19 protein-coding genes are annotated in these 23,195 nt (G+C 68.5%); 10 read left to right on the top strand and 9 right to left on the bottom strand.

Annotation, left to right across the window (positions count from 1 at the left end; genetic code table 11):
- Window positions 1-3 precede the first annotated feature (3 nt).
- The 5 genes from BS69_RS13070 to BS69_RS0103130 all read left to right on the top strand — a co-directional run bounded on the left by BS69_RS13070 (window position 4) and on the right by BS69_RS0103130 (window position 6,683).
- On the top strand, window positions 4-2,628 hold the full coding sequence (locus tag BS69_RS13070) for an EAL domain-containing protein (RefSeq protein WP_169738049.1): 2,625 nt from the start codon (window positions 4-6) through the stop codon (window positions 2,626-2,628).
- A gap of 69 nt (window positions 2,629-2,697) precedes the next feature.
- On the top strand, window positions 2,698-3,111 hold the full coding sequence (locus BS69_RS0103145; RefSeq protein WP_029940531.1) for a hypothetical protein: 414 nt from the start codon (window positions 2,698-2,700) through the stop codon (window positions 3,109-3,111).
- A 103-nt stretch (window positions 3,112-3,214) separates the two neighbouring features.
- Entirely contained in the window at window positions 3,215-4,423 is a 1,209-nt protein-coding gene (locus tag BS69_RS0103140) for a hydrolase (protein WP_029940530.1), read from the top strand.
- Window positions 4,420-5,436 carry an arginine N-succinyltransferase gene (locus BS69_RS0103135; RefSeq protein WP_029940529.1) on the top strand — a complete coding sequence of 339 codons (1,017 nt, stop codon included), beginning with the start codon at window positions 4,420-4,422 and terminating at the stop codon, window positions 5,434-5,436. Before BS69_RS0103140 ends, BS69_RS0103135 begins: the two co-directional genes overlap by 4 nt.
- Entirely contained in the window at window positions 5,433-6,683 is a 1,251-nt protein-coding gene (locus tag BS69_RS0103130; RefSeq protein WP_029940528.1) for an N-succinylarginine dihydrolase, read from the top strand. Before BS69_RS0103135 ends, BS69_RS0103130 begins: the two co-directional genes overlap by 4 nt.
- Window positions 6,684-6,762: 79 nt before the next feature.
- Here BS69_RS0103130 and dapA read toward each other — a convergent pair whose 3' ends face one another.
- The gene (dapA, locus tag BS69_RS0103125; RefSeq protein ID WP_029940527.1) at window positions 6,763-7,638 is read right to left on the bottom strand and encodes a 4-hydroxy-tetrahydrodipicolinate synthase; all 876 of its coding nucleotides are present in this window, start codon (window positions 7,636-7,638) and stop codon (window positions 6,763-6,765) included.
- 93 nt (window positions 7,639-7,731) lie between these two features.
- On the opposite strand from dapA, the gene BS69_RS0103120 reads away from it, so the two are divergent.
- Window positions 7,732-9,684, top strand: coding sequence for a lytic transglycosylase domain-containing protein (locus BS69_RS0103120; RefSeq protein WP_156956852.1), 1,953 nt, complete (start codon window positions 7,732-7,734; stop codon window positions 9,682-9,684).
- Between the two features lie 9 nt (window positions 9,685-9,693).
- A complete protein-coding gene (greB, locus tag BS69_RS0103115; RefSeq protein ID WP_029940525.1) occupies window positions 9,694-10,191 on the top strand; it encodes a transcription elongation factor GreB in 498 nt (165 codons plus the stop codon).
- Here the strand turns inward: greB and BS69_RS0103110 are convergent.
- Entirely contained in the window at window positions 10,160-10,552 is a 393-nt protein-coding gene (locus tag BS69_RS0103110) for a hypothetical protein (protein ID WP_029940524.1), read from the bottom strand. The two genes, greB and BS69_RS0103110, sit on opposite strands and share 32 nt — an antisense overlap.
- 17 nt (window positions 10,553-10,569) lie before the next feature.
- A complete protein-coding gene (locus tag BS69_RS0103105) occupies window positions 10,570-10,845 on the bottom strand; it encodes a DUF4242 domain-containing protein (RefSeq protein ID WP_029940523.1) in 276 nt (91 codons plus the stop codon).
- A gap of 154 nt (window positions 10,846-10,999) precedes the next feature.
- Between BS69_RS0103105 and BS69_RS13505 the strand changes: the two genes are divergently transcribed.
- Window positions 11,000-11,935: a phosphatase PAP2 family protein gene (locus BS69_RS13505; RefSeq protein WP_029940522.1), complete on the top strand. Its 936-nt coding sequence runs from the start codon at window positions 11,000-11,002 to the stop codon at window positions 11,933-11,935.
- Between the two features lie 39 nt (window positions 11,936-11,974).
- Here the strand turns inward: BS69_RS13505 and BS69_RS0103095 are convergent, their stop codons facing one another.
- Together BS69_RS0103095 and aspS are read right to left on the bottom strand one after the other, a co-directional pair.
- Window positions 11,975-13,849 carry an asparagine synthase-related protein gene (locus BS69_RS0103095; protein WP_029940521.1) on the bottom strand — a complete coding sequence of 625 codons (1,875 nt, stop codon included), beginning with the start codon at window positions 13,847-13,849 and terminating at the stop codon, window positions 11,975-11,977.
- A gap of 323 nt (window positions 13,850-14,172) precedes the next feature.
- The gene (aspS, locus tag BS69_RS0103085) at window positions 14,173-15,966 is read right to left on the bottom strand and encodes an aspartate--tRNA ligase (RefSeq protein ID WP_029940520.1); all 1,794 of its coding nucleotides are present in this window, start codon (window positions 15,964-15,966) and stop codon (window positions 14,173-14,175) included.
- A gap of 191 nt (window positions 15,967-16,157) precedes the next feature.
- Here aspS and rnd point away from each other — a divergent pair, with 191 nt between their 5' ends.
- A complete protein-coding gene (gene rnd / locus BS69_RS0103080) occupies window positions 16,158-17,336 on the top strand; it encodes a ribonuclease D (RefSeq protein WP_029940519.1) in 1,179 nt (392 codons plus the stop codon).
- Window positions 17,333-17,635 (top strand): I78 family peptidase inhibitor, encoded by a 303-nt coding sequence (locus tag BS69_RS13060; RefSeq protein ID WP_037504350.1) that lies wholly within the window; start codon window positions 17,333-17,335, stop codon window positions 17,633-17,635. The genes rnd and BS69_RS13060 overlap by 4 nt, the downstream gene beginning before the upstream one ends.
- 97 nt (window positions 17,636-17,732) lie before the next feature.
- On the opposite strand, the gene BS69_RS0103070 is transcribed toward BS69_RS13060, so the two are convergent.
- From BS69_RS0103070 to BS69_RS14385, 4 genes are read right to left on the bottom strand one after another with little or no spacing between them, the layout of a single operon-like run.
- The gene (locus BS69_RS0103070; protein ID WP_037504349.1) at window positions 17,733-19,187 is read right to left on the bottom strand and encodes a Ppx/GppA family phosphatase; all 1,455 of its coding nucleotides are present in this window, start codon (window positions 19,185-19,187) and stop codon (window positions 17,733-17,735) included.
- Window positions 19,184-21,328, bottom strand: a complete 2,145-nt coding sequence (locus BS69_RS0103065) for an RNA degradosome polyphosphate kinase (protein WP_051676490.1) — start codon at window positions 21,326-21,328, stop codon at window positions 19,184-19,186. The genes BS69_RS0103070 and BS69_RS0103065 overlap by 4 nt, the downstream gene beginning before the upstream one ends.
- Entirely contained in the window at window positions 21,325-21,951 is a 627-nt protein-coding gene (locus tag BS69_RS14390) for an HdaA/DnaA family protein (protein WP_029940515.1), read from the bottom strand. Before BS69_RS14390 ends, BS69_RS0103065 begins: the two co-directional genes overlap by 4 nt.
- On the bottom strand, window positions 21,951-23,195 hold the full coding sequence (locus BS69_RS14385; protein ID WP_169738048.1) for a heavy-metal-associated domain-containing protein: 1,245 nt from the start codon (window positions 23,193-23,195) through the stop codon (window positions 21,951-21,953). Before BS69_RS14385 ends, BS69_RS14390 begins: the two co-directional genes overlap by 1 nt.

Raw genomic sequence — 23,195 nt, 5'->3', positions numbered from 1 at the left:
CGCGTGTCCGTGCGCGAAGCCATGACCTTCGACGTCCTGCCGCCCGACACCGACGACGATTTCACGCTCCAGTCGAAGCGGGTCGCCATGTGGGCCTATGCCCCGTGGCTGCTCGCGGTGACCCATGCCATCGTCGGGATGATCCTGCTCGTTCGCGGTGCCCACCAGCTCGACTATGGCGCGATGATGCTCGCGCTCACCCCGCTCCTCGCGGCGATGGCGCTCGATGGCTGTGCGGGGGCGATGCTGTGGCTGCGCAAGCGGCTCAACCTCTCGCCGGTGCTGACCGCGCGGCTGGTGATGCTGTGGTTCGCGGCGAGCGGGATGCTCTGGATGCTGTTCGGCGGCGCCACCTATGGCGGGATGACCGACCACAGCTTCCTGCCCCTCGCCCTCGGCGCCGGTCTCGCGGTCAAGGCGATGCTCAGCATCGGCTCCCCGCCCGCCGCCATCGTCAACGCGCTGCTGGCGACGGTGGGCGTCAACATCTTCTCCGACGATCCGCTGCTCAAGGCGGCGATTCCGCTGCTCGGCATGGCTACGGTCGCTTATTCGATCGGCATCACCCGGATGATGCTGGCGAGCTCGCGCCGCCGCCTGGCGCTCGACTGGCAGGCGAAGAAGGCGCTCAACTTCGTCGAGGAGTTCGAGAACAGCGGGCGCGGCTGGTTCTGGGAAACCAATGCCGCGGGCACGCTCTCCTACGTCAGCCAGCAGCTCGCCGACGATTTCAAGACCACGCCCGAGGCCCTGCTCGGCCGGCAGTTCACCGACCTCCTGTCGGTCGAGAACGGCGGCAGCGACGCGCTGCGCGAGGAACGGACGCTGGGCTTCCACCTCTCGGCGCGCTTCCCTTTCTCCGACGTGGTGGTCCGCCCGGCGAGCGACGAGGACGTCCACTGGTCGCTGTCGGGCAATCCGATCTTCGACGACAATGGCCGCTTCCTCGGCTTCCGCGGAATCGGCACCGACCTCACCGAGCAGCGCCGCACCGAGCGCGAGATCAGCCGCCTTGCCCGCTTCGATTCGCTGACCGGCCTGCCCAACCGGGCGATGATGCGCCAGACGCTGGACGAGGGGCTGCGCAACGCCAAGCACCGCCAGAAGGGCTGCTCGCTGTTCCTGATCGACCTCGACCGGTTCAAGAACGTCAACGACACGCTCGGCCACCCGGCCGGCGACGCGCTCCTCAAGCAGGTCGGCCAGCGCCTGACCAGCGTGATGGGCGATCATGGCCAGGTCGGCCGGCTCGGCGGCGACGAATTCAAGGCGGTGCTTCCCGGCCAGGTCGACATCGGCCTCCTCGAAAGCCTCGCCAAGACGCTGATCGAGCAGGTCTCGCGGCCCTACATGCTCGACGGCCACCGGGTGACCATCGGCGCCTCGGTCGGGATCGCCATCGGCGACCCCGGACGCTCCTGCGCGGATTCGATGATCCGCAACGCCGACCTCGCCCTCTACGCCGCCAAGGCCGCCGGGCGCGGCAAGCATTGCTTCTACGAAGCCTCGATGCATTCGGAAGCGAGCGATCGCCAGCTGCTCGAGAACGACTTGCGCGGCGCGATCGACCGCAACGAATTGTCGGTCGTGTTCCAGACCATCGTCCGCGCCGCGAGCGAGGAGATGGCCGGGTTCGAGGCGCTGGTCCGCTGGCAGCATCCCAAGCGCGGGGCGATCTCGCCCGCCAAGTTCATCCCGCTCGCCGAGGAATGCGGGATGATCGGGCGGATCGGTGAATGGGTGCTCAACCAGGCCCTCGCCGCCGCCCGCGGCTGGCCCGAGAACGTCCGGGTCGCGGTCAACCTCTCGCCGATCCAGTTCAACGACCCGAAGATCGTCGAGATCGTCGACGCGGCGCTCAAGGTCAGCGGGGTGAAGCCCTCGCGGCTCGAACTCGAGATCACCGAGGGCGTGTTCCTCGCCGACAGCGACGTCACCGACGGCACCTTCGCCCGGCTGAAGGAACTGGGCGTCCGGCTCGCGCTCGACGATTTCGGGACCGGCTATTCCTCGCTCGGCTATCTGAAGAAGGCGCCGTTCGACAAGATCAAGATCGACCAGAGCTTCGTGCGCGGTGCGGCCTCGCGCTCGAGCCGCAACGCCGCCATCATCCGCGCGATCGTCACCCTCGCCGAGAGCCTCGACATGGACACGGTCGCCGAAGGGGTCGAGACCCACGACGACCTCCAGCTGATGCGCGATCTCGGGGTCAGCCAGATCCAGGGCTATATCTTCGGCCGGCCTTACGGGGTCGAGGAAGCCACCACGCTCGCGGAGAGCAAGAGCGTCGAGGCCGACGGCCACCAGTTCGTCCGCGAGCCCCGCCAGCGGCTGATGCGGCGCGCCCTGGTCGCGCTCGAGGGCCAGGTCACCGAGGTCCGGCTGCGCAACATTTCGGCGATGGGCGCGCTGGTCGAATGCTCCAGCCCGGTCGCGCCGGGACGCTCGCTGACCATCGACATCGTCGGGGTGGGGCCGGTCAGCGGGACCGTCCGCTGGTCCTCGCGCAACCATTTCGGCGTCCGCTTCGACGAGCAGTTCGATCTCGGCCGGCTCGCGCCCCGCCAGGACAAGCGCAATTCGGTGACCATGCTCAAGCCCTGGTATGTGGAACGCGCCGCGGTCTGAGCCATTTAAGCCTTGGCAAATGCCGGGGACTTCGCCATGGCGGCCATGAAATTTGGAGTAAGCGTTTTCATGAAGAGCCTCGGAACCCGCCTGGTCGCCATCGCCGGTGCCGTCACCTTCGTGGCGAGCGCGCCCGCCGCCGCCGCCGTCCAGGCCCAGCAGTCGACCAGCTACAGCCCGTGGGCTGCGCTTTCGGCCCTTGCCGCCCCCGCCTCGAGCCAGGCGCTGTGCGGCGCGGCTGCCAGCACTGCCGCCACCGCGACGCAGAGCGGCACCCCGGGCTGCGTGCTTCCCGCCACCGACGCTCCGGCCCCGGTCGCCCCGGCCGATGCCGCGGTCCCCGTCGCGGAGACCGGCACCTCGACCGGCCTCGGCGTCATTCCGCTGATCGCCGGCCTCGCGGTGCTCGCGGGTGCGGTCGCGCTGCTGCTCGGCAAGAACGGCAACGATTCGATCACCGCGCGTCCGATCAGCCCGGCCTGATCCCCGCCCGCTTCGAACCAGACGAGCCCCGGCCTCACCGCCGGGGCTTTTCGTTTGTCTGGCCCCTCGCCTTCCGCCGGCGGCTTGGCTAAGGCCCCAGGTCATGGGGGAATTGTCGAGCGTCGAGCGCAGCCTCATCGAGCGAGCGGCGGAATACTGCCGCCTCGAGGACGTCCGCGCCTGGGCCGCGATCAACAGCGGCTCGACCAATCTCGCCGGGCTCGCCGCTATGGCCGAGGTGCTCGCCGCCGCGCTGGCCGAGCTCCCCGGCCGCCTCGCGCTGGTCGAACCCGGGCCCGTCACCGCAATGGATAAGGCCGGCCGCGAACTCGCCGTGGCCCACGGCCGCCACCTCCACCTCGTCGTCCGCCCCGACGCGCCGCGCCAGCTCCTCCTCACCGGGCACATGGACACGGTCTATGCCGCCGATCATCCGTTCCAGTCGGTCCGCGACCTCCCCGACGGGCGGGTCAACGGGCCCGGGGTCGCCGACATGAAGGGCGGGATCGCGGTGATGATCGCGGCACTTCGCGCCTTCGAGCAGCATCCCGCCGCCGCCGGCACGGGTTATGAGGTGGTGATCAACAGCGACGAGGAGGTCGGCTCGGCTTCCTCCGCCCCGCTCCTCGCCCGCGCCGCCCGCGGCAAGATCGCCGCGCTCACCTACGAACCCTCGGCGCTGCCGGACGGGACGCTGGCGGGCGCGCGGCCGGGTTCGGGCAATTTCTCCTTCCGCATCACCGGCCGCGCCGCCCATGCCGGGCGCAATCCGGAGGACGGACGCAACGCCATTACCGCCGCGGCCGAGCTGGCGCTGGCCCTCGAGGCGCTCCGCCGGCCCGGGCTCAGCGTGAACGTCGCCCGGATCGAGGGTGGCTCGCCCAACAATGTCGTCCCCGACCTTGCCATCCTGCGGGTCAATTGCCGCCCCCGCACCCCGGAGCTCCAGGCCGAGGCAGCGGTCGCGATCGACCGCCTGGTGGCCGAGGTCGCCGCCGCGCGCGAGGTCGCGATCCATGCCCATGGCGGCTTCGGCCGTCCGCCCAAGCCGATCACCCCCGAGGCCGAGCGCCTGTTCGGGCTGGTCGAAGCCTGCGGCCGCGACCTTGGCCAGGTCATCGGCCGCAAGGATTCCGGCGGCGTCTGCGACGGCAACAACATCGCCGCCTGCGGCGTGCCCGTGGTCGACACCATGGGCGTGCGCGGCGGCGCCATCCACAGCGAGGAGGAATATCTGATCCCCGAATCCCTTGGCGAGCGCGCCGCCTTGTCGGCGCTGGTGCTCGCCCGCCTGGCCGAGGCGCGGGCATGAGCTTCCGCATCCGCCCCGCCACGCCGGACGACTTCGAGGCCATCTACGAGATGGCCAAGCTGACCGGCGGCGGCTTCACCAACCTCCCCGCCGACAAGGCCACGCTCGTCGGCAAGCTCGCCAGGTCGGAGGCGGCCTTCGACAAGACCGAGGAGACGCAGGGCAACGACTGCTTCATCTTCGTCCTCGAGGATCCCAAGGCGAAGCTCATCCGCGGCACCTGCCAGGTGTTCGGCCAGGTCGGCGTGACCCAGGCCTTCTACTCCTACCATCTCTCGACGCTCACCCAGTGGAGCCCCGAGCTCGGCAAGACCTTCCGCAACCAGATGCTGACGCTGACCACCGACCTTGAAGGGTCGAGCGAGGTCGGCGGACTGTTCCTCCACCCGCAGATGCGGGCCGGCGGGCTCGGCATGCTGCTCGCGCGCAGCCGCTACCTGTTCATCAAAGCGCACCGCCAGCGCTTCGGCGACCGGCTGCTGGCCGAGCTTCGCGGGGTGATGGACGAGGCCGGCAACTCGCCCTTCTGGGACGCGCTCGCCGGGCGCTTCTTCGACATGAGCTTCCCCGAGGCCGACAGCTTCAATGCGGTGAACGGCACCCAGTTCATCGCCGACCTCATGCCCAAGACGCCGATCTACGTGTCCCTCCTGCCCGAGCCGGCACGCGCGGTGATGGGCCAGCCGCATCCGACCGGCCGCGCGGCGCTGCGCATGCTGCAGGAAGAGGGCCTCGTGTTCGACCGCTACATCGATATCTTCGACGGCGGCCCCACGGTCACCGCCCCGACCGACAATGTCCGCACCATCCGCGAGAGCGTCGCGGAAACGATCGTCGAGGTCGGCGAGGGCGGCAAGGTGAAGATGCTGCTCGCCGCGGGCCGCCTGCGCGATTTCCGCTGCGTCCTCGCCGAGGTGCGCAAGGTCGGCCGCAAGGGGCTGGCGATCAGCCGCGAGACCGCCGAGCTGCTCGAGATCGACGAGGGCGCCGAAGTGCTGGCGGTGGCGCGATGAGCCTCGTCGAGATCAACTTCGACGGGATCGTCGGACCGAGCCACAATTATGGCGGGCTCAGCCTCGGCAACCTCGCCTCGGCGCGCAATTTCGGCGCGGTCAGCAAGCCCCGCGCCGCCGCGCTGCAGGGGCTGGAGAAGATGCGCTCGAACCTGCGCCTCGGCCTCCCCCAGGGCATCTTCATGCCCCAGCCGCGCCCGGCCCGGGCCTGGCTCGCCGAGCTCGGCACCACGCCCGAAGAAGCATCGCCCGCCCTCCTCGCCAATGCCATGAGCGCGAGCGCGATGTGGGCCGCCAATGCCGCGACGGTCAGCCCCGCGCCCGACACCGCCGACGGCCGCACGCATCTCACCGTCGCCAATCTGCGGACCATGGTCCACCGCAGCCACGAGTGGCATGCGACCCTCGCCCAGCTGCGCGTCGCCTTCGCGGCCGACGCCTATCGCGTGCACGGCCCCGTCCCGCCGACCTTCGGCGACGAGGGCGCGGCCAATCACATGCGGCTCTGCGCCCGCCACGGCGAGCCGGGCGTGGAGGTGTTCGTCTTCGGCATCGCCGGCGGCCCCTTCCCCGCCCGCCAGCATGTCGAGGCCGGCCGCGCCATCGCCCGCCTTCACGGCCTCGATCCCGAGCGAACTTTGTTCGTCCAGCAGTCGGAGGAAGCGATTGCCGCGGGCGCCTTCCACAATGACGTGGTGGCGGTGGCGAACGAGCGGGTGCTGTTCGCCCACGAACTCGCCTTCGCCGACAAGGAGGCCTTTCTCGCGAGCCTCGAGACCCGCTTCCCCGAGCTCGACTATGTCGAGGTTTCCGCGGCCGAGGTCAGCCTCGAGGACGCGATCCGCTCCTACCTGTTCAACGCCCAGCTGGTGACCCCGCCCGACGGCCGGACGACATTGGTCGTCCCCGAGGAAGCGCGCGAGACGCCGGCGGTGTGGGACTGGCTCCAGCGCCACCTCGCCGGCAATGGCGCGATCCGCGACGTGCGCGTGGTCGACGTCCGCCAGTCGATGGCCAATGGCGGCGGCCCGGCGTGCCTGCGGCTGCGCGTCGTGTGCGATCCTGCCACGGTCGACCCCCGCTTCCTCGTCGACGAGGCCAAGCTCGATCGCCTCGGCGAGGTGATCGCCCGGACCTGGCCAGAGGAAATCGCGGTCGAGGATCTCGGCAGCGCAAGCCTCATCCGTGACATCGAAGCGGCGCGGGCGGCCTTGCTCGAGGCTTGCGGCCTCGGCGAACTCGCCTGACACCGTCGTCCCGCGAAGGCGGGGACCTTGGCGACGGATGCAGGAACGGCCTGAGGTCCCCGCCTTCGCGGGGACGACGTTAGATCAAACCCGCCGCCTTCAACCCCGCGTCGACCGCCTGGCGCGCGGCCTCGCTGGCGGGAATGAGCGGCAGGCGTAGCTCCTGCGGGAAGCCGGGACGGACCTTGGAAAGCGCATATTTGGCCGGTCCGGGCGAGCTGTCGGCGAACATTGCGTCGCTGAGCAGATAGAGCCGGTCGGCGAGCGCCTTGGCCTCGTCCCAGCGGCCCTCGAGCGTCGCCGCCTGGAAGTCGGCGCACAGCCGCGGCGCGACGTTGGCGGTGACCGAGATGCAGCCGACCCCGCCCATCGCATTGAAGCCCAGGGCCATGTCGTCATTGCCCGAGAGCTGGCAGAAGTCCTCGCCGCAGGCGAGGCGCTGCGCGGTCACCCGCGCGAGATTGCCCGTCGCATCCTTGATCCCGACCACGCCCGGCAGCTTGGCGACCTCGGCCAGCGTCGCGACCGAAATGTCGGCGACGGTCCGGCCGGGGACGTTGTAGACCACGATCGGCAGGTCGCAGCCCTCGGCGAGCGCGCGGTAATGCGCGAGGATCCCGGCCTGGCTCGGCTTGTTGTAATAAGGAACGACCACCAGCGCAGCGTCGGCGCCGAGCTCTTTCGCGGTCTTCATCATCCGCAGGCTGGCGGCGGTGGAATAGCTGCCGCAGCCGGCGATCACCGGGACCCGCCCCTTCGCCCCTTCGACCACGGTCCGGACCACCGCGGCATGTTCGTCGGCACTCAAAGTCGGCACCTCGCCGGTGGTCCCGCACGGCACCAGCGCGTTCGAGCCTTCCGCGATCTGCCAGTCGACGAAGTCGCGCAGCGCCGCGAGATCGACCTCGCCTGCGGTGAACGGTGTCACGAGTGCGGGGATCGACCCGGAGAACATGGGTGCTTCCTCTATTTTGAAGTTTCGATGCGGCTAGACTGTCGGGCCGTTCGTTCAGGTGGTGATAAGGACTTTGGGGGGATGATGTCCAGCATGAGACGGGTAGCCCTATTTCCGGTTCTCTTCCTCGGGCTTCAGGCCGCCAGCTCGGCGCAGCTGGTGCCCGTCAACACCGTCCCGCAGCTCGCGCCCGTCAACGACGTCGGCTATGCGCTGAACGACTGGCGCCGCCTTCGCCAGTCGAGCGGATGGGCGTTCGCCGACTATGCCCGGTTCCTGACCGCCTACCCCGGCTGGCCGGGCGAGACCGCGATGCGCCGCGCCGCCGAGAAGGCAATGCAGCCTGGCGAAAATCCCGCTACCGTCGCCGCCTTCTTCCGCAAGGAGCCGCCGACCACCGCCAACGGCTTTGCCCGGCTGGCGGAATCGCATGCCGCGCAGGGCCGAGCGGCGGAAGCGTTGGCCGCCGCGCGCAAGGCGTGGAGCGCGTCGGGGCTCAGCGCGATGGACGAGATCGCGCTCTACCAGCGCTTCGGAAGCCAGTTCACCAGCGCCGACCATGACAATCGCGTCGACCGGCTGCTGATCGACCGCGATCCCGACGATGCGGCGCGGATGCTGCCCTCGACCAGCGCCGCCCGGCGCGCCGCCTTTGCGGCCCGGATCGCGATGCAGAAGCGCGATCCCAATACCGAGGCGCTCTACAATGCGGTGCTGGCGCAGGTGACCACCGACGCCGGGCTGATGCAGGACCGCGCCCGCTACCTCCGCGAGGCCAACTGGCAGGTCCCCGCCCGCCAGCTCCTCGCCCGGCCGCACAATTTCACCTATCTCCCGGTCGATCCCGGCAAGTGGCTCGAACTGAAGCGGATCGTCGCGCAGGAAGCCGCCGCCGACCGCCAGTTCCAACTGGCCTATGACATCGCCAGGCAGGTCGACGATGCCATCCCCTCCTCGCAGACCATCGCCAGCCAGTCGCTGACGGTGCGCGACGAATATACCAACCTCACGTGGCTGGCGGGCACGATGGCGCTGAGAGCGCTCAATCGCCCCGCCGACGCGGTCACTTTGTTCGACAAATATTCGACCGGCGGCCGCTCGCTCCAAGTGCTGACCAAGGGCGCCTACTGGGCCGGTCGCGCCGCCGCCCAGGCCGGACAGCTCCAGAATGCGACCGCGCATTTCGCCCGCGCCGCGGCCTATCCCGACCTCTTCTACGGCCAGCTCGCGCATGAGCGCCTCGGGCGGACGGTCCCGGCACCTTTGGGCGCCCCGCAGATGCTGGTCACCCCCGCCCAGCGCAGCGCTTTCGCAACCCGCCCGCTGGTCCGCGCGGTGCGCCTGCTCGGCCAGCAGGGCCGGCCCGACGAGCAGGCGCTGTTCGTCCGCGCCCTGTCGGAAAGCCTGACCAACGATTCCGACCGCATCCTCGCCACCGAGCTCGCCCCGCAGATCGCGCGGCAGGATCTGGCGGTGTGGACCGCGCGCAGCAGCCGCAACAGCGGCGACCCCTTTTACTATCGCGCGGCCTTCCCGCTGGTTGGCGGCGCGACGCTCAACCGCGACCACCTGTGGGCCGTCGCCCATGGCATCACCCGGCAGGAAAGCAGCTTCGACCGCCAGGCGGTGAGCGGCGCCGGCGCGCGCGGGATGATGCAGCTGATGCCCGCCACCGCGCAGGAGCAATCGGGCAAGATGGGCGTCGGCTACGATTTTGGCCGGCTGACCAGCGATCCGGCCTATAATGTGATGCTCGGCTCGTCCTATTTCCGTCGCCTGCTCGACCAGTGGAACGGCAGCTACGTGCTGGCGATCGCGAGCTACAATGCGGGCGCGGGCAATGTCCGCAAGTGGGTCGCCCGCAACGGCGATCCAAGGAACAGCGGCACCGACGTCGTCGCCTGGATCGAGGACATCCCGTTCGCCGAGACCCGCGGCTACGTCCAGCGCGTCCTCGAGAACACCGTGGTCTACGATCGGATGAACCCGACCGCGACCCCGCCGCGCCAGCTCAGCCACTTCCTCGGCAAGTCGCGCCTCGGCTAAGGCCGGGGCATGGAACAGCGTCCCCGCTTCATCACCGCCGAAGGCTTCGCCCGGATCCGCGCGGAATATGAGCAATTGTTCGGGACCGAACGGCCCAAGCTGGTCGAGACGATCAGCTGGGCGGCGGGCAATGGCGATCGCTCGGAGAACGGCGACTATATCTATGGGCGCAAGCGGCTGCGCGAGATCGACCGGCGGCTGGGCTATCTTTCCAAGGTGATGAAGAACGCCAAGGTGGTCGATCCCGCGAGCCAGCCCGATCGCGACGTCATCCGGTTCGGCGCGACGGTCGAGCTTGCCGACGAGGACGACCAGCGGCGGACCTTCACCATCGTCGGCGACGACGAGGCCGAGGCGAGCGCGGGCCGGATCGCCTGGGGCAGCCCGATGGCCCGCGCGCTGGTCGGGGCGCGGATCGGCGACGAGCGGACGGTCCGCCTGCCCGCCGGTGAGAAGAGCTGGGAGGTGGTGGCGATTACCTATCCGGTGAGGGGTTCAGACGTATGAAGGTCGGGCCGATCCGTCCTTGGTCGGCGCATCGCGGCCCATTCTCACCGGGCGGCGCGCAGAGCGTATAGGAGCCATCGTCAGCCGGCCGCAGCCTGACCTTCATCCGAACATTCTTCACCAGCGCGGCGTGGGCGAAATAGCGAATGGTCACAAGCCGCGACGGCGCCCTCCCGTGCAGAACCCGCGTGATGCGGAATTTCGCCGTGATCCAGCCGTGGCCAAGAACATCGTCGGGAATGTCGAGCGACCGGTAACCGACATTCTCCACCAGCCGTCCTACGACTTCGAGGTCTCGGGAGTCCCGGATCGCCGCGCCCGTCGGCGCCAGCCCGGCGGCGGTGATGGCGAAAAGGAACATCCGACCGCGAAGAAACCCTAGGCCTCGGCCGTCGTCGGGTCGATCATCGAGCGGACCTGCGAGATACTGTTGGCCGGGAAGCCGCCGCGCTCGGCATGCTCGCGGATCAACGCTTCGCTGGGAGCGCGGTAGATGCAGTAGATCTTGTCGTCGGTGACGTAGCTGTGGACCCACTGGATCTCGGGCCCGAGATCGCGGAGCACCGAACAGGAGGTCTGGGAGGCGCCCTTGAGGTCGGCGGCACCAAGCTGGCCCACGCCGGGCATCTCACGCTCGATCACGAACTGGGGCATGTCGACCTCCCTCGCCGCGGATCGCGGAAGAGTGCGCCTTGCATGGCGGAGAGTCCAGAGGTGGCGGCACGGCCGGATATGGCGCGACTGCCCCCTAAGAGGGCGATCCTCGTCGAGCGCTGGACACCGAACGAGCGAATGATAGGCTCGGGTCATGGTGGCGTTGTTCATCGAACGTCTGCGCGGCCAGATGGCGAACGAGCAGCGACGTTCGCCACTCTGTCGTGAAACGCTTCCAATCTACTTGCTTGTTTTCGTCCAGTTCGCACTCGGGCTGCTCCTTTTTCGCTTGCTCGGTTTCCGCTTTCATTCCGAGTTCCGATGGGGGCCCTCGGTTCCCGCCATTCTGATCGTCGGTGGATGGGCCGCGCGCCGAATCTGCAAGGAGCGGCTGGCGAATGTTCTCGAGGGTTTCGGCCTTTGGGCTCTCATCGGCATGAGCGGGATTGCCCTAGCGATCGCGCTGACCGCGACCCCCAACCCTCTTATGGATGCCACCCTTGCGGGCGTCGACGGCAGAATGGGTTTTCATTTTGACACGGTCGTTCCGGTCGTTCCCAATGTTCTAAAGCTTCCCCTCGCCTGGGCTTATGCCAGTTTCACGGTCCAGCCGTGGATTCTTCTTACGGTTCTCTTCCTGTCAGGCCTGACACTGGCCGGCTGGCGCCTCCTGTGTGGCCTGATCATCGCTCTCATGATGACACTGGCGATCTATCCCTTTGTGCCCGCCGTGGCGGCTTACGCGCACTTCGGCATGATTCCGGATCAAGATTTCGGGGGAGCATCGGCGATCGCCTATGCGCCCGCAATCGAGTCGATACGCGCCGGTGAACGCCTCATCTCGCGTGACATGTTGGTCGGCTATGTGACCTTCCCTAGCTACCACGCTGCGGCGGCCTGCCTGTTTGCTTGGGCTGCGTGGCAGGTCCGGTGGCTCCGCTGGCCCGGCCTTATCCTAAACCTTCTCATGGCCGCCTCGACTATTCCGGCTGGCGGCCACTATCTCATCGATGTTGTCGGCGGGATCGCCATTGCGCTGGTGTCGGCCCGGCTGGCCGCATTCTGCATCAAAGACGCTACCCGCACATGACCCGACGCCGTCCAAGCAGTTGGTAACCTGCGTCCCCGCTCAAACCTCGTTGCGGCCCTCGACGTAATTGATGAAGCGGGCCGCCAGCAGGGCGTGGGGGATGGTGAACTCGAGGACGCTCAGCTTGTAGAAGTCGGTCTCGGTCTGCTCGGGGTAATTTTCGAGTGCGGCGGTGAGGCGGGGAACGTCGAACATGCCCTTGAAGCGCGGATGGGCGTCGAGACGCTTCAGTTCTGCGAGCCACTCGGTCCGCCGGCGGCCGACGCGCAAGTGCCAGTCCGAGTCCCAGCGGCCGTTGAGGCGGTTGGCGCGCTGCTCCTCGGGCATGATGCCCTTGGCGGTCTGCTTGGCGAGCCAGCGGGTCTGTCCGTCGCGGACGAACATCCGGGTCGGCAGGCTCCAGCAGAACTCGACCAACGGGCGATAGGCGAGCGGATCGCGCTCGCGCACGCCATAGAGCTGCTCGAAGGCCTGGCGGACCTCGGCCCCTTCCCCGTCGTCATTGCGCAGGAGCAGGCGTCGGGCGTGGGCGGCGCTGCGCGGCTGATAGCGACCGATCCGGAAGCCCGCGGCCTCCAGCCGGGCGTCGGCGCCAGAGCGCTGGCGGAAATCGGCGGTGAAGGGTTGCCACTGGGCGAAGGTGTCATGCTCGCTGCCGATCACCATCCGGCGGATGCGATCGGCGAGACGATCGGAGAAATAGGGCATGACCGCCTGGGCGATGAACCGCCAGGCGAGCGGGCGCGGCTCGCCGGGGATCTCGCGCAGCGCCCGCAGCAGCTGGCCCCAGCGTCCGGTGCGGAGATATTCGGGATAGGCCCACTGACCCTTGTCGCTGAAGGCGTTGTTGCCCCACTCGGCCGCCAGCACGACGTCGCAGCCCGCCGCCGCGGCATCGGCGAAGATGCCGTGAAACACATACATGTTGCGCAGGCCGCAGGGCGCGCCGCTCATGACGTGGAAGAAATCGGACCAGCGATGATCGTGGTCGATGCCCTCGTTGGTCGTGAAGTGCGGTCGGATTCGCGGATGGAGCGCTGCGAAGGCCTCGACCATCGGCCGTTCGTTGCCGAGCTTGGCGGGCTCGGTCCGGCCGTCCCAGCCAGCCTCGGGCGTGAAGGTGAAGGTCGGCAGATCCTGCCCGGGCGGAAGCGCATTCAGGGCATGGACCGCGACCTGCGAGGAATCGAGCCCGGCCGAGAGGTTTGCGCCGGGCGAGGAGAATCCCCGGAGGCACGCGCGCACGCCTTCGGCCATCAATCCTTGCGTCCGCTCGATCGCCTCCGCGTCGGAGATGGCGATGGTGCGGATGGCGTCGGGATCATAATAACGGACGAGGCGGCGGGGCCGGCCCGGGGCAAGCTCGACCAGGCTTCCCATAGGCACGCGCCGGAGCCCCTCGAACCAGCTCGCTTCATGGTCCGAGTAATTGACCATGGCGGCGTCGACCACGCGCGCCTCGTTGAGCGTGCGCGGGACACCGGCGGCGAAGATCGCGCGCGGGACCGAGGCCACCGCGACCCCCGTATCGTGCACGGCATAGGTCAGCGGCTGCGACACGATCGGGCTTCGAGCGAGGCGAAGCGTGCGATTCGCGACGTCGGCGAGCGCGGCGCAATAGTCGCCAACGAGGTGGAGATCGGCCTCGTCGCCCCAGCGCTCGACCGCGGCGGCATAGAGAAGCGCCGGATCGGTGGACGCGACGCCGAGGGTCCGGTTCAGTTCCTCGGCATTGTCGAGGAAGCCGTTGAAGATGCAAAGGCGATCGCCGGGCAGGAGCGCCGGCCGCCAGCTCGAGCGGGCGCGGGTCGGACGACCGGGCGGGCGATGCGCCCAGCTGATGCCGAGGCTTTCGCCGGCCGCTGCCGTGCCGCCGATCCCGGAACAGAGCGAATTGCCAAGGCGCTGGGACATATTCGAAGCCGCTTCCGGCCTCTCCCAGTCCCAGTTCAGGGCAAACATGAACTAAGGCTCCCGCCGATGCGAGCCGCGCACCTCAGGAAGCGAGGGCCGGCGAACCGACCCTCGACGATCAGCTCTTGACGCCGGTCGCTTGCGGTCCAGCGCGCTGCGGACCCTCGGCGCGGCCCGCGACCATCGAGGTGAGGACGGGCTTGCGCCACGCCAGCTTTACCTTGTTCCGAGCCATGAATCACTTCCTCACTGAATGCGCAAACGCGGGCGCTCCGGGCTTCTGTCGGGTAAAGCAAAATTTAGCAAGTAGTTCCGGAATGGAGTTAATTTGCGGGCTTGGGTGTGGCTTCCCCGACGACCTTGATGCTCAGTTCCTTGAGCTGCTTGGCGGTGACGAAGGCGGGCGCGTTCATCATCAGGTCCTCGGCCTTCTGGTTCATCGGGAAGACCACCACCTCACGGATGTTGGGCTCGCCGGCGAGCAGCATGACGATCCGGTCGATGCCGGGCGCCGAGCCGCCGTGCGGGGGCGCGCCATATTTAAAGGCGCCGATCATGCCGGGGAAGTTGGTGTCGACTTCCTCGCGGCTGTAGCCGGCGATTTCGAAGGCCTTGTACATGATGTCCGGGCGGTGGTTGCGGATCGCGCCCGAGCTCAGCTCCACGCCGTTGCAGACGATGTCATACTGCCAGGCGAGGATGTCCAGCGGGTCCTTGGTCTCGAGCGCTTCCAGTTCGCCCTGCGGCATCGAGAAGGGATTGTGGCTGAAGTCGATCTTCTTCGCTTCCTCGTCATATTCGAACATCGGGAAGTCGACGATCCAGCAGAAGTCGAAGCGGTTCTCGTCAATGAGGCCAAGGATGGTGCCGACGCGGGTGCGGGCGGCGCCGGCGAGCTTGGCGGCTTCGGCTTCCTTGGCGCTGGCGGCGAAGAAGATGCCGTCGTCCGGCCCGAGACCCAGTTCGGCAGCGAGCTTGTCCATGCCCTCAAGCCCATGGTTCTTGGCGATGGGGCCGCCCCACTCGCCGCCCTTGCGGGTGGCGTAGCCGAGGCCGGCGAAGCCCTCGCCGCGGGCCCAGTCGTTCATCTCGTCGAAGAACTTGCGGCTCTTGTCGGCGGTGTTGGGCGCCGGGATCGCGCGGACGAAACCGCCCTTCTCGACGATGGAGGCGAAGAGGCCGAAGCCCGAGCCGGTGAAGTGGTGGCCGACGTCGGAAATGAGAATCGGGTTGCGCAGGTCGGGCTTGTCCGAGCCATATTTCAGCAGCGCTTCCTTGTAGGGGATGCGCGGGAAGGCGCCCTCGGTGACCTGGCGGCCGTTGGCGAATTCGCGGAACACACCGGCGAGGACGGGCTCGATCGCGTTGAACACGTCGTCCTGCGTGACGAAGCTCATCTCGAAGTCGAGCTGGTAGAATTCGCCGGGGCTGCGGTCGGCGCGGGCGTCCTCGTCGCGGAAACAGGGCGCGATCTGGAAATAGCGGTCGAAGCCGGCGACCATCAGCAGCTGCTTGAACATCTGCGGCGCCTGCGGGAGCGCGTAGAACTTGCCCGGGTGAACGCGGCTCGGGACCAGATAGTCGCGCGCGCCCTCGGGGCTCGAGGCGGTCAGGATCGGAGTCTGGAACTCGGTGAAGCCCTGCTCGACCATCCGGCGGCGGATCGAGGCGATGACGTTCGAGCGCAGCATGATGTTGGCGTGCAGGCGCTCGCGGCGCAGGTCGAGGTAGCGGTACTTGAGGCGGATTTCCTCAGGGTATTCCTGCTCGCCCGCGACGGGCATCGGCAGCTCGGCCGCGCTCGACTGGACGGTGACGCTGCGCGCGTAGACCTCGATCTCGCCGGTGGGGAGGTTCGCGTTGGTGGTGCCCGCGGCGCGCGCCTTGACCGTGCCGTCGATGGTGACGACGCTCTCGGCGCGCAGTTTCTCAAGGATGGGGAGCGCGGGGCTGTCGACGTCGACCACCACCTGCGTCAGCCCATAATGGTCGCGCAGGTCGACGAACAGGACGCCGCCATGATCGCGCTTGCGATGGATCCAGCCCGAGATGCGGACGTCGCTGCCGACGTCGGTCCCGCGAAGCTGGCCGCAATGATGGGTGCGATAGGCGTGCATGCTGGTTCTCATTCGCGAATGAACGTCATCCCGGACTTGATCCGGGATCCGCCTTCCTTCGTTGGCCAGGTGTGGCAGGAAGGCAGGCAGACCCCGGATCAAGTCCGGGGTGACGATAAAAGGATGGCGCGCGCTTCCCCATCCCCTTCCCTTTTGTCAACCCGCCGCCACCTCGCTACAGCGCCGCCGACATGAAGATTCATCCCCTGATTACCGACAGCGCCACCCTCGCCGCGCTGGTCGAGCGGCTCGCGACCCACGACTTCGTCGCGGTCGACACCGAGTTCATGCGCGAGAGCACCTATTGGCCGGAGCTGTGCCTGCTGCAGATTGCGAGCCCCGACGAGGCGGCGGCGATCGACCCCAAGGCCGAGGGACTCGACCTTGGACCGCTGTGGGACCTGCTGGTCAACAACGAGGACGTGCTCAAGGTCTTCCACGCCGGCGGGCAGGACCTCGAGATCGTCCACAACATGACCGGCAAGGTGCCGCATCCCCTGTTCGACACCCAGATCGCGGCCATGGCTTTGGGCTATGGCGAGCAGGTCGGTTACTCGAACCTCATCGAATCGATGCTCGGCCATGCCCTCGACAAGGGCGCGCGCTTCACCGACTGGAGCCGGCGGCCGCTCGACAAGCGCCAGATCGACTATGCGATCGGCGACGTCACCCACCTTGCCACCATCTTCCCGCGGATGGTCCAGAAACTGAAGAAGACCGGGCGCGGGATTTGGCTCGACGAGGAGATGGAGCGGCTGGCCGATCCGTCGAGCTTCGCCTTCGATCCGCAGGACGCTTGGAAGCGGCTGAAGCTGCCGAGCCGCAACCCGCTGGTGCTCGGCCGGCTGAAGGCCCTGGCGGCGTGGCGCGAAAAGGAAGCGCGCGGCAAGAACCTGCCCCGCGGCCGGATCGTCAAGGACGACACGCTCGCCGACATCGCCGGCCACCCGCCCAAGACGCAGGACGATCTCGCCAAGGTGCGCGGGCTGTCGGCGGGCTGGAGGAACAACGACATCGGCGCGCGGCTGATGGCGGCGCTGGCCGACGTCGAGCCGCTGTCGCCCGAGGAAATGCCCGAGCGCGGACCGAGCCGGCCGGGCCTGACCAAGGACGGTGCGCTGGTCGCGGACCTCCTCAAGCTGCTCCTCAAGATCAAGGCCAAGGAGACCGGGGTCGCCGCCCGGCTGATCGCCCGGACCGACGAACTGGAAGCGCTCGCCGCGGGGGTCCGCAAGGACCTCGCCATCCTGTCGGGCTGGCGCTTCGAGGAATTCGGCCGCGACGCGCTCGACCTCGTCGAAGGGCGGCTTGCCTTTGCCACCCGCAACGGCAAGCTCAAGATGACCCGCAGCCTGGAGGATGCCGAATGACCCGCCTCGCCCTCGCCGCCTTGCCCCTGTCGCTCGCCGCCTGCGCGACCGCCCAGCCGGGCTCGCCCTATCCCGGCGGCAACAGCGCCGACCGCTATGTCTGCCGCAACACGATGCTCGAGCAGTTCGTCGGCCGCCCGGCGAGCGCCGAGCTCGGCAACGAGATCATCCGCGCCTCGGGCTCCAAGACCCTGCAGTGGGTCGCGGCCGGCACGATGGTGACGATGGATTTCCGCGAGAACCGGGTGCGGATCTATCTCGACGAGCAGAACAAGGTGCAGCGCGTCGCCTGCGGCTGAGCCCGCCAAGGCGCGTCGTCCCCGCGCAGGCGGGGACCTCCACCATGAGAGAAATACTGCCTGAGGTCCCCGCTTTCGCGGGGACGGCGATTCAAGCCTAGACCTCGACCCGCGCGCCGCAGCCCATGAGTGACGCCAGCTGCCGGTGGCGGCGGGCGACGGCGTCGCTGTAGAGCGCGCGGTCCTTGGACTTAAGGCGGAGGACCACGTCACCCTCGTCGAGCGCGATCGAGCAGCGCGAAAGGATCTTCTCGGTGCCGCCGGAGAGCCGCTGGGCGAGGCGGATGGCGGCGCCCCACTGGCCGGCATGCTCGAGCACGCGTTCCTCGACAAGGTTGGCGAGGCCGGGCGCGAAGGGCCCCTCCCCGCCGAATGCCGCCCACAGGGCCCGGCCGATGATGGTCCGGCCCTCGGCGTCGATCCCGACCCAGTTGCCGTGCACACCCATGTCGACCGCCCACAGGGCGCGAAAGTCGGGATGCGCTTCCCAGGCGACGTCGGCGAGCAGGCAGGCGGCAAGCCGGAGGCGGCGGGCGGCCGCGTCGTCGTCAGGAAAGAGCGGGGCGATCCAGCTGTCGAGTTCGGCGCCATGGTCGCCGAAGCGGCCGAGCTTCTCCCCAGCCTCCAGCGCGGCCACCAGCAAGGGATCCTGGTGCTGGCGATCGATGGTCAGATGGTCGAACAGCAGCCCCTCGCGAAGCCCGTAGGCCGATGCCACCGCGCGCGCGGGCTCGAGCACGCGGAACAGGGCCTCGAGCACCGCGGCGGCGGCGTGGAGCGTCTGGGCGCGGGTCGAGGACAGGCCATAGCGGCTCTTGAGCTGTTCGGGCGTCATCGAGCGGATCAGTTGGCGAAGTTCGCGGGCGCGGACCTGGTCGAGGGCGTGGCCATGGACGATGTGGAGCGGATAGCCGGCGCTGTGCTGGTCGAGCTGCACATAGGCGCGGAACGAGCCGCCGACGAGATAGAGGGTGCGTTCGGCCGCGGCGGCGAGGATCGAGGGCGGCACCTGCTTCTTGAGCATGGCGGCGATCTGCTTGGCGCTGGCGTCGGGGCCGACCCGGAGCACGCCGAGCGGGAGCGAGATGCCGGGCTCGGGCTGCCCGCCGTTGACCGGGGTCAGTTCGAGGCTACCGCCGCCAAGGTCGGCGACGACCCCGCGGGCGGTCGGAATGGCCGAAATGACCCCGAGCGCGGCGAGCCGGGCTTCTTCCTCGCCGGTGATGAGGGTCGGTTCGATCCCGACCTTGCGGGCGCGGGCGAGGAAATCCTCGCCATTCTCGGCGTCGCGGACGGCGGCGGTCGCGACCACGTCGAGGCGCTTGAGCTTCATTTCCTTGGCCAGCAGCCGGAACCGGGCGAGCGCCGCGATCGCCTGGTCCATCGCCTTGTCGGGAATGCGCCCACTGGTCGCGAGCTCGCGCCCGAGGCCGGCCGAGACCTTCTCGTTGAACAGGGTCGAGGGCACGCGCTCGGAGCCGGCATAGGCGACGAAACGGATCGAGTTGGAGCCGATGTCGATGATCCCCACGGGGCCGAAATTGCGGCTCATCCGCCCTGCTCCAGTCTCAGCTTGGGCACCTTCTTGCCCTCCAGCGCCTGGCCGCGGCCCGACAGCGAGGGATTGGTCATGAAATAGGTGTGGAGGTTGAACGGCTTCTTGCCGGGCAAGACGCGGGTGTAGGCGCCGGTCCGGTCGAGGCTCCAGCTCTGCTCGTTGTCGATGAGGTTGGCGACCATCACCTGGTCGAGCACCTGGGCGTGGACGGTGGGGTTTTCGAGCGGCACGGCGATCTCAACGCGCCGATCGAGATTGCGCGGCATCCAGTCGGCCGAGGAAATGAACAGCCGGGCCTTGCGGTGCGGCAGCCGGGCGCCGTTGGCGAAGCACCAGACGCGGCTGTGCTCGAGGAAGCGGCCGACGATCGACTTGACGCGAATGTTCGTGCTCATGCCCGGGATGCCGGGCTTCAGGCAGCAGATGCCGCGGATGATGAGCTCGATCTTCACCCCCGCCTCGCTAGCCTCGTAAAGCTTCTCGATGATGCCGGGATCGACCAGGCTGTTCATCTTGGCCCAGATGGCGGCGGGCTTGCCGGCCTTGGCGTTGGCGATTTCGGAATCGATCCAGCCCGACAGCTTCTCGCGCAGGTTGACCGGGCTCATCGCCAGCAGCTCGAGCCCCTTGGGGGGCACATAGCCCGAGATGAAGTTGAACAGTTTGGCGGCGTCGCGCGCGGCGCGCTTGGAGGCGGTGAAGAAGGAGAGGTCGGTGTAGATGCGCGCGGTGGTCGGATGGTAGTTGCCGGTGCCGAAATGGCAGTAGGTGCGGAACGCGCCGCCTTCCCGCCGGACCACCATCGAGACCTTGGCGTGGGTCTTCCACTGGGTGAAGCCGTAGACGACCTGCACCCCCGCCCGCTCGAGCCGCGAGGCCCAGAGAATGTTCTGCTCCTCGTCGAAGCGGGCCTTGAGCTCGACCACCGCGGTCACCGACTTGCCGTTCTCGGCCGCCGCGACCAGCGCATCGACGATCGCCGACTGCTTGCCCGCGCGATAGAGCGTCTGCTTGATCGCCACCACGTCGGGATCGCTCGCGGCCTGGCGGAGGAAGGCGACCACCACGTCGAAACTCTCATAGGGGTGGTGGATGACGATGTCCTTGGCGCGGATCGCGGCGAAACAGTCCCCGCCATGCTCCTTGATCCGCTCGGGGAAGCGCGGGGTGTAGGGCGCGAACTTGAGCGCGGGCCGGTCCTCGCGGTCGACCAGCTGGCCTAGGTCGGAAATGCCGATGAAGCCCGAATATTCGGCGATCAGCGCATGCTCGGCATCGAGGCCCTCGCGGCACAGGGCCTCGAGGCTCTGCGGGGTGCCGCTGGCGAATTCGAGGCGGATGACCCGGCCGCGGCGGCGCTGCTTGATCGCCGAGCGGAAGTGACGGACGAGGTCCTCGGCATCGTCCTCGATTTCGAGGTCGGTGTCGCGCAGCACCCGGAAGGCCCCTGCCCCGATCAGGTCGAAGCCGGGGAAGAGCAGGTCGAGATGCGCGCCGAGCGCCTCGTCGATCGCGAGGTAGCGGCTGGCCTTGCCCGGCAGGCGGATGAAACGCGGCACCGAGGCCGGGATCATCAGCACCTCGCTGACTTCTTCGCCGTCGGCGGGATCGACCATCGCGAAGACCAGGGCATAGCCAAGGTGCGGCACGAACGGGAACGGGTGCGAGGGATCGATCGCCTGCGGGGTGAGGACGGGCAGGATCTGCTCGGCAAGATAGGTGGCGAGCCATTCGCGGTCCGCTCCGCTCAGCGCGTTCGCCGTCACCACGGCCACGCCCGCCTCGGCGAGCAGTCCGGACAGCTCGACCCAGCTCGCCTGCTGGTCGGCGATCAGCGCATCGGCTTCGGCACTGATGAGGTCGAGCTGCTGGGCGGGGGTCTGACCGTCGTAGCTGTGCTGCTCGACCCCCTCGAGCTGCTGCTCCTTGAGGCCGGCGACGCGGACCGAGAAGAATTCGTCGAGGTTGGAGCCGCTGATCGAGAGGAAGCGCAGCCGCTCGAGCAACGGATGGGCGACATTGCCCGCTTCCTCGAGCACGCGGCGATTGAAGGCCAGCCACGAGAGTTCGCGGTTGAAGTAGCGACTCTCGCCTTCCTCGGCCTTGACGGCCCTGATCTCGGCCGGGGCATTCATTCTTCGCTCCCTCCGTCGATCAGCCCGCCGGCAATCAGCGCGCGCCGCACCGTCGGCAGCGTCAGCCGGGCCTGGCTGGCGATGGCGAAGCGGTCGATCGCGTCGACCACCCGCTCGGCCGTCCAATAATCCCGCGTGACCCGGCTGACCACATAGCGCAGCGCCTCGTCGGGAAGATGCAGCCCGCGATCGGCGAACAGGCGGCGGATGAGCGAGGCGAACAAGGCGTCGTCGGGCTGCTCGATCCGGATCACGGGCGTGACCGCGAGGCGGGTGCGAAGGTCGGGAAGCGCGGTGCGCCATTTGGTCGGCGGGCTGTCGGCGACCATCACCATCGGCCGCCCGGTCTCCTGCGCCTGGTTCCAGGCGTGGAACAGCGCTTCCTCGTCATGGGTCTCGGCGCTGTCGAACAGGCGGCCGTTGACCCGGGCGACGAAGTTGCGGGCAAGCAGCGAGCGGCCCGAGCGGCGCGGCCCGATCAGCACGGTCGCCTTGACCGGCCAGCTCGACCAGCGGCGGAAATGCTCGAAGGCGGCCTCGTTCGCGGTGCTGACGATGAACCGGCTCTCGTCGCTTCCCTGCGGCCAGTCGAGCGGAAGCGCGATCTGGTCGGGTGTCCGCATCACCGTCCCTGCGTGTTGGTGGCGACCGGGGTCAGCGGCTCCGGCGCGGGGGTAGCGGGCGGCGGGGTCGCGGCTTGCGGCTTGGGCGCGGCCGGCGGGGCGTAGCCGGTGATGGTGAAGACGCCATTGGCGTTGCTGGTCTGCCAGCCGCGCGCATTGAGCGCTCCGGCGAGCTGTCCGGCCGAGCCCTTGAAGCGGACGACGAGGACCTGGCTGCCTATCTCCTGGACCGAGGAGACTCCGGGGATCGAGCGCAGCCAGCCGACCGGCGAATAAGGCGAGGTCACGGCGATCTGGATCGTGCTCTCGGTCGGCGCTTCCTCGACCACTTCCTCTTCCTCGACCGGCGGCGGCGGCGGCGGCAGCAGGCTGGGATCGGGACGAAGACCTCCGGCGGCGAGCCACTGGGTGTAGAGCGCGTCCATCCGGGCCACGCCCTCGGCCATCATCTTCGGAAGCTCGGCGCTGTCCTTGGCGCGCAAAGTGAAGGAGCCGAGCGGCTTGCGGTCGGCGCCGAAGAAACCGGTGAAGGTCGCGACCGCGGGACCGCCGGGATAGAGGCGGCGGACCTGCGCGGAGGCGACCAGCACGTCGGCGGCGCCATAGAAATCGACGAGGTTGCGCCACATCGCGCGGCCCGGCCGGCGGGTCTGGGCGGCGGTCACCAGCAGGGGGTCGATCCCCTGTCCCGAGATTCGGACATAGTCGATCGCGCTGTTGCTGGTGCGATATTCGGCCCAGGCGCGCTGCCAGGGATTGCGGGTCTCGACCGTGGTGGCGGTGCCCCCGCTGACCATCACCGGAATGAGCAGCAGCGGGGCCGAGCGGCGCACCGGGCCGGCCGCGCCGAGCATGCCGGCCGCACGGCTGCGGTCGAACAGGATCTTCAAGGAGGCGATATAGCGGCCCGGCGCGATCTTCTCGTCCTCGACCGCGATCGAGCTGACGATGTCGTCGAGGGTCGAATCCGGGATGGATGGCGCCGCGCTTTCGGGCGCCTTGTGGAGCTGGGCCCATAATTTCCGGAAACCGAGGCGCTGAGCGAGCCGCCAGCCCGCAAGCCGCGCGGATTCGGCGTCCTTGGCGGCGACGTCGACCTTGATCCCGCCCACCTCGAGCGTGCTTGCGCTGTCGATCGGCGGAATCCCGCGATCGCCACTTTCGAGCTGGGCGAGCACGGTGCCCCCGGCCCCGAGCGAGAGGAGGAGAAGAAGGGCCAGGAAAAAGCCGGAGCGGCGGCGCAA

Origin of the sequence: Sphingomonas astaxanthinifaciens DSM 22298 (genome assembly GCF_000711715.1) — a bacterium.
GTDB lineage: Bacteria > Pseudomonadota > Alphaproteobacteria > Sphingomonadales > Sphingomonadaceae > Sphingomicrobium > Sphingomicrobium astaxanthinifaciens_A.
Note: the sequence above shows the minus strand (reverse complement) of the source record. Positions and strands in the feature narration are given on the sequence as shown.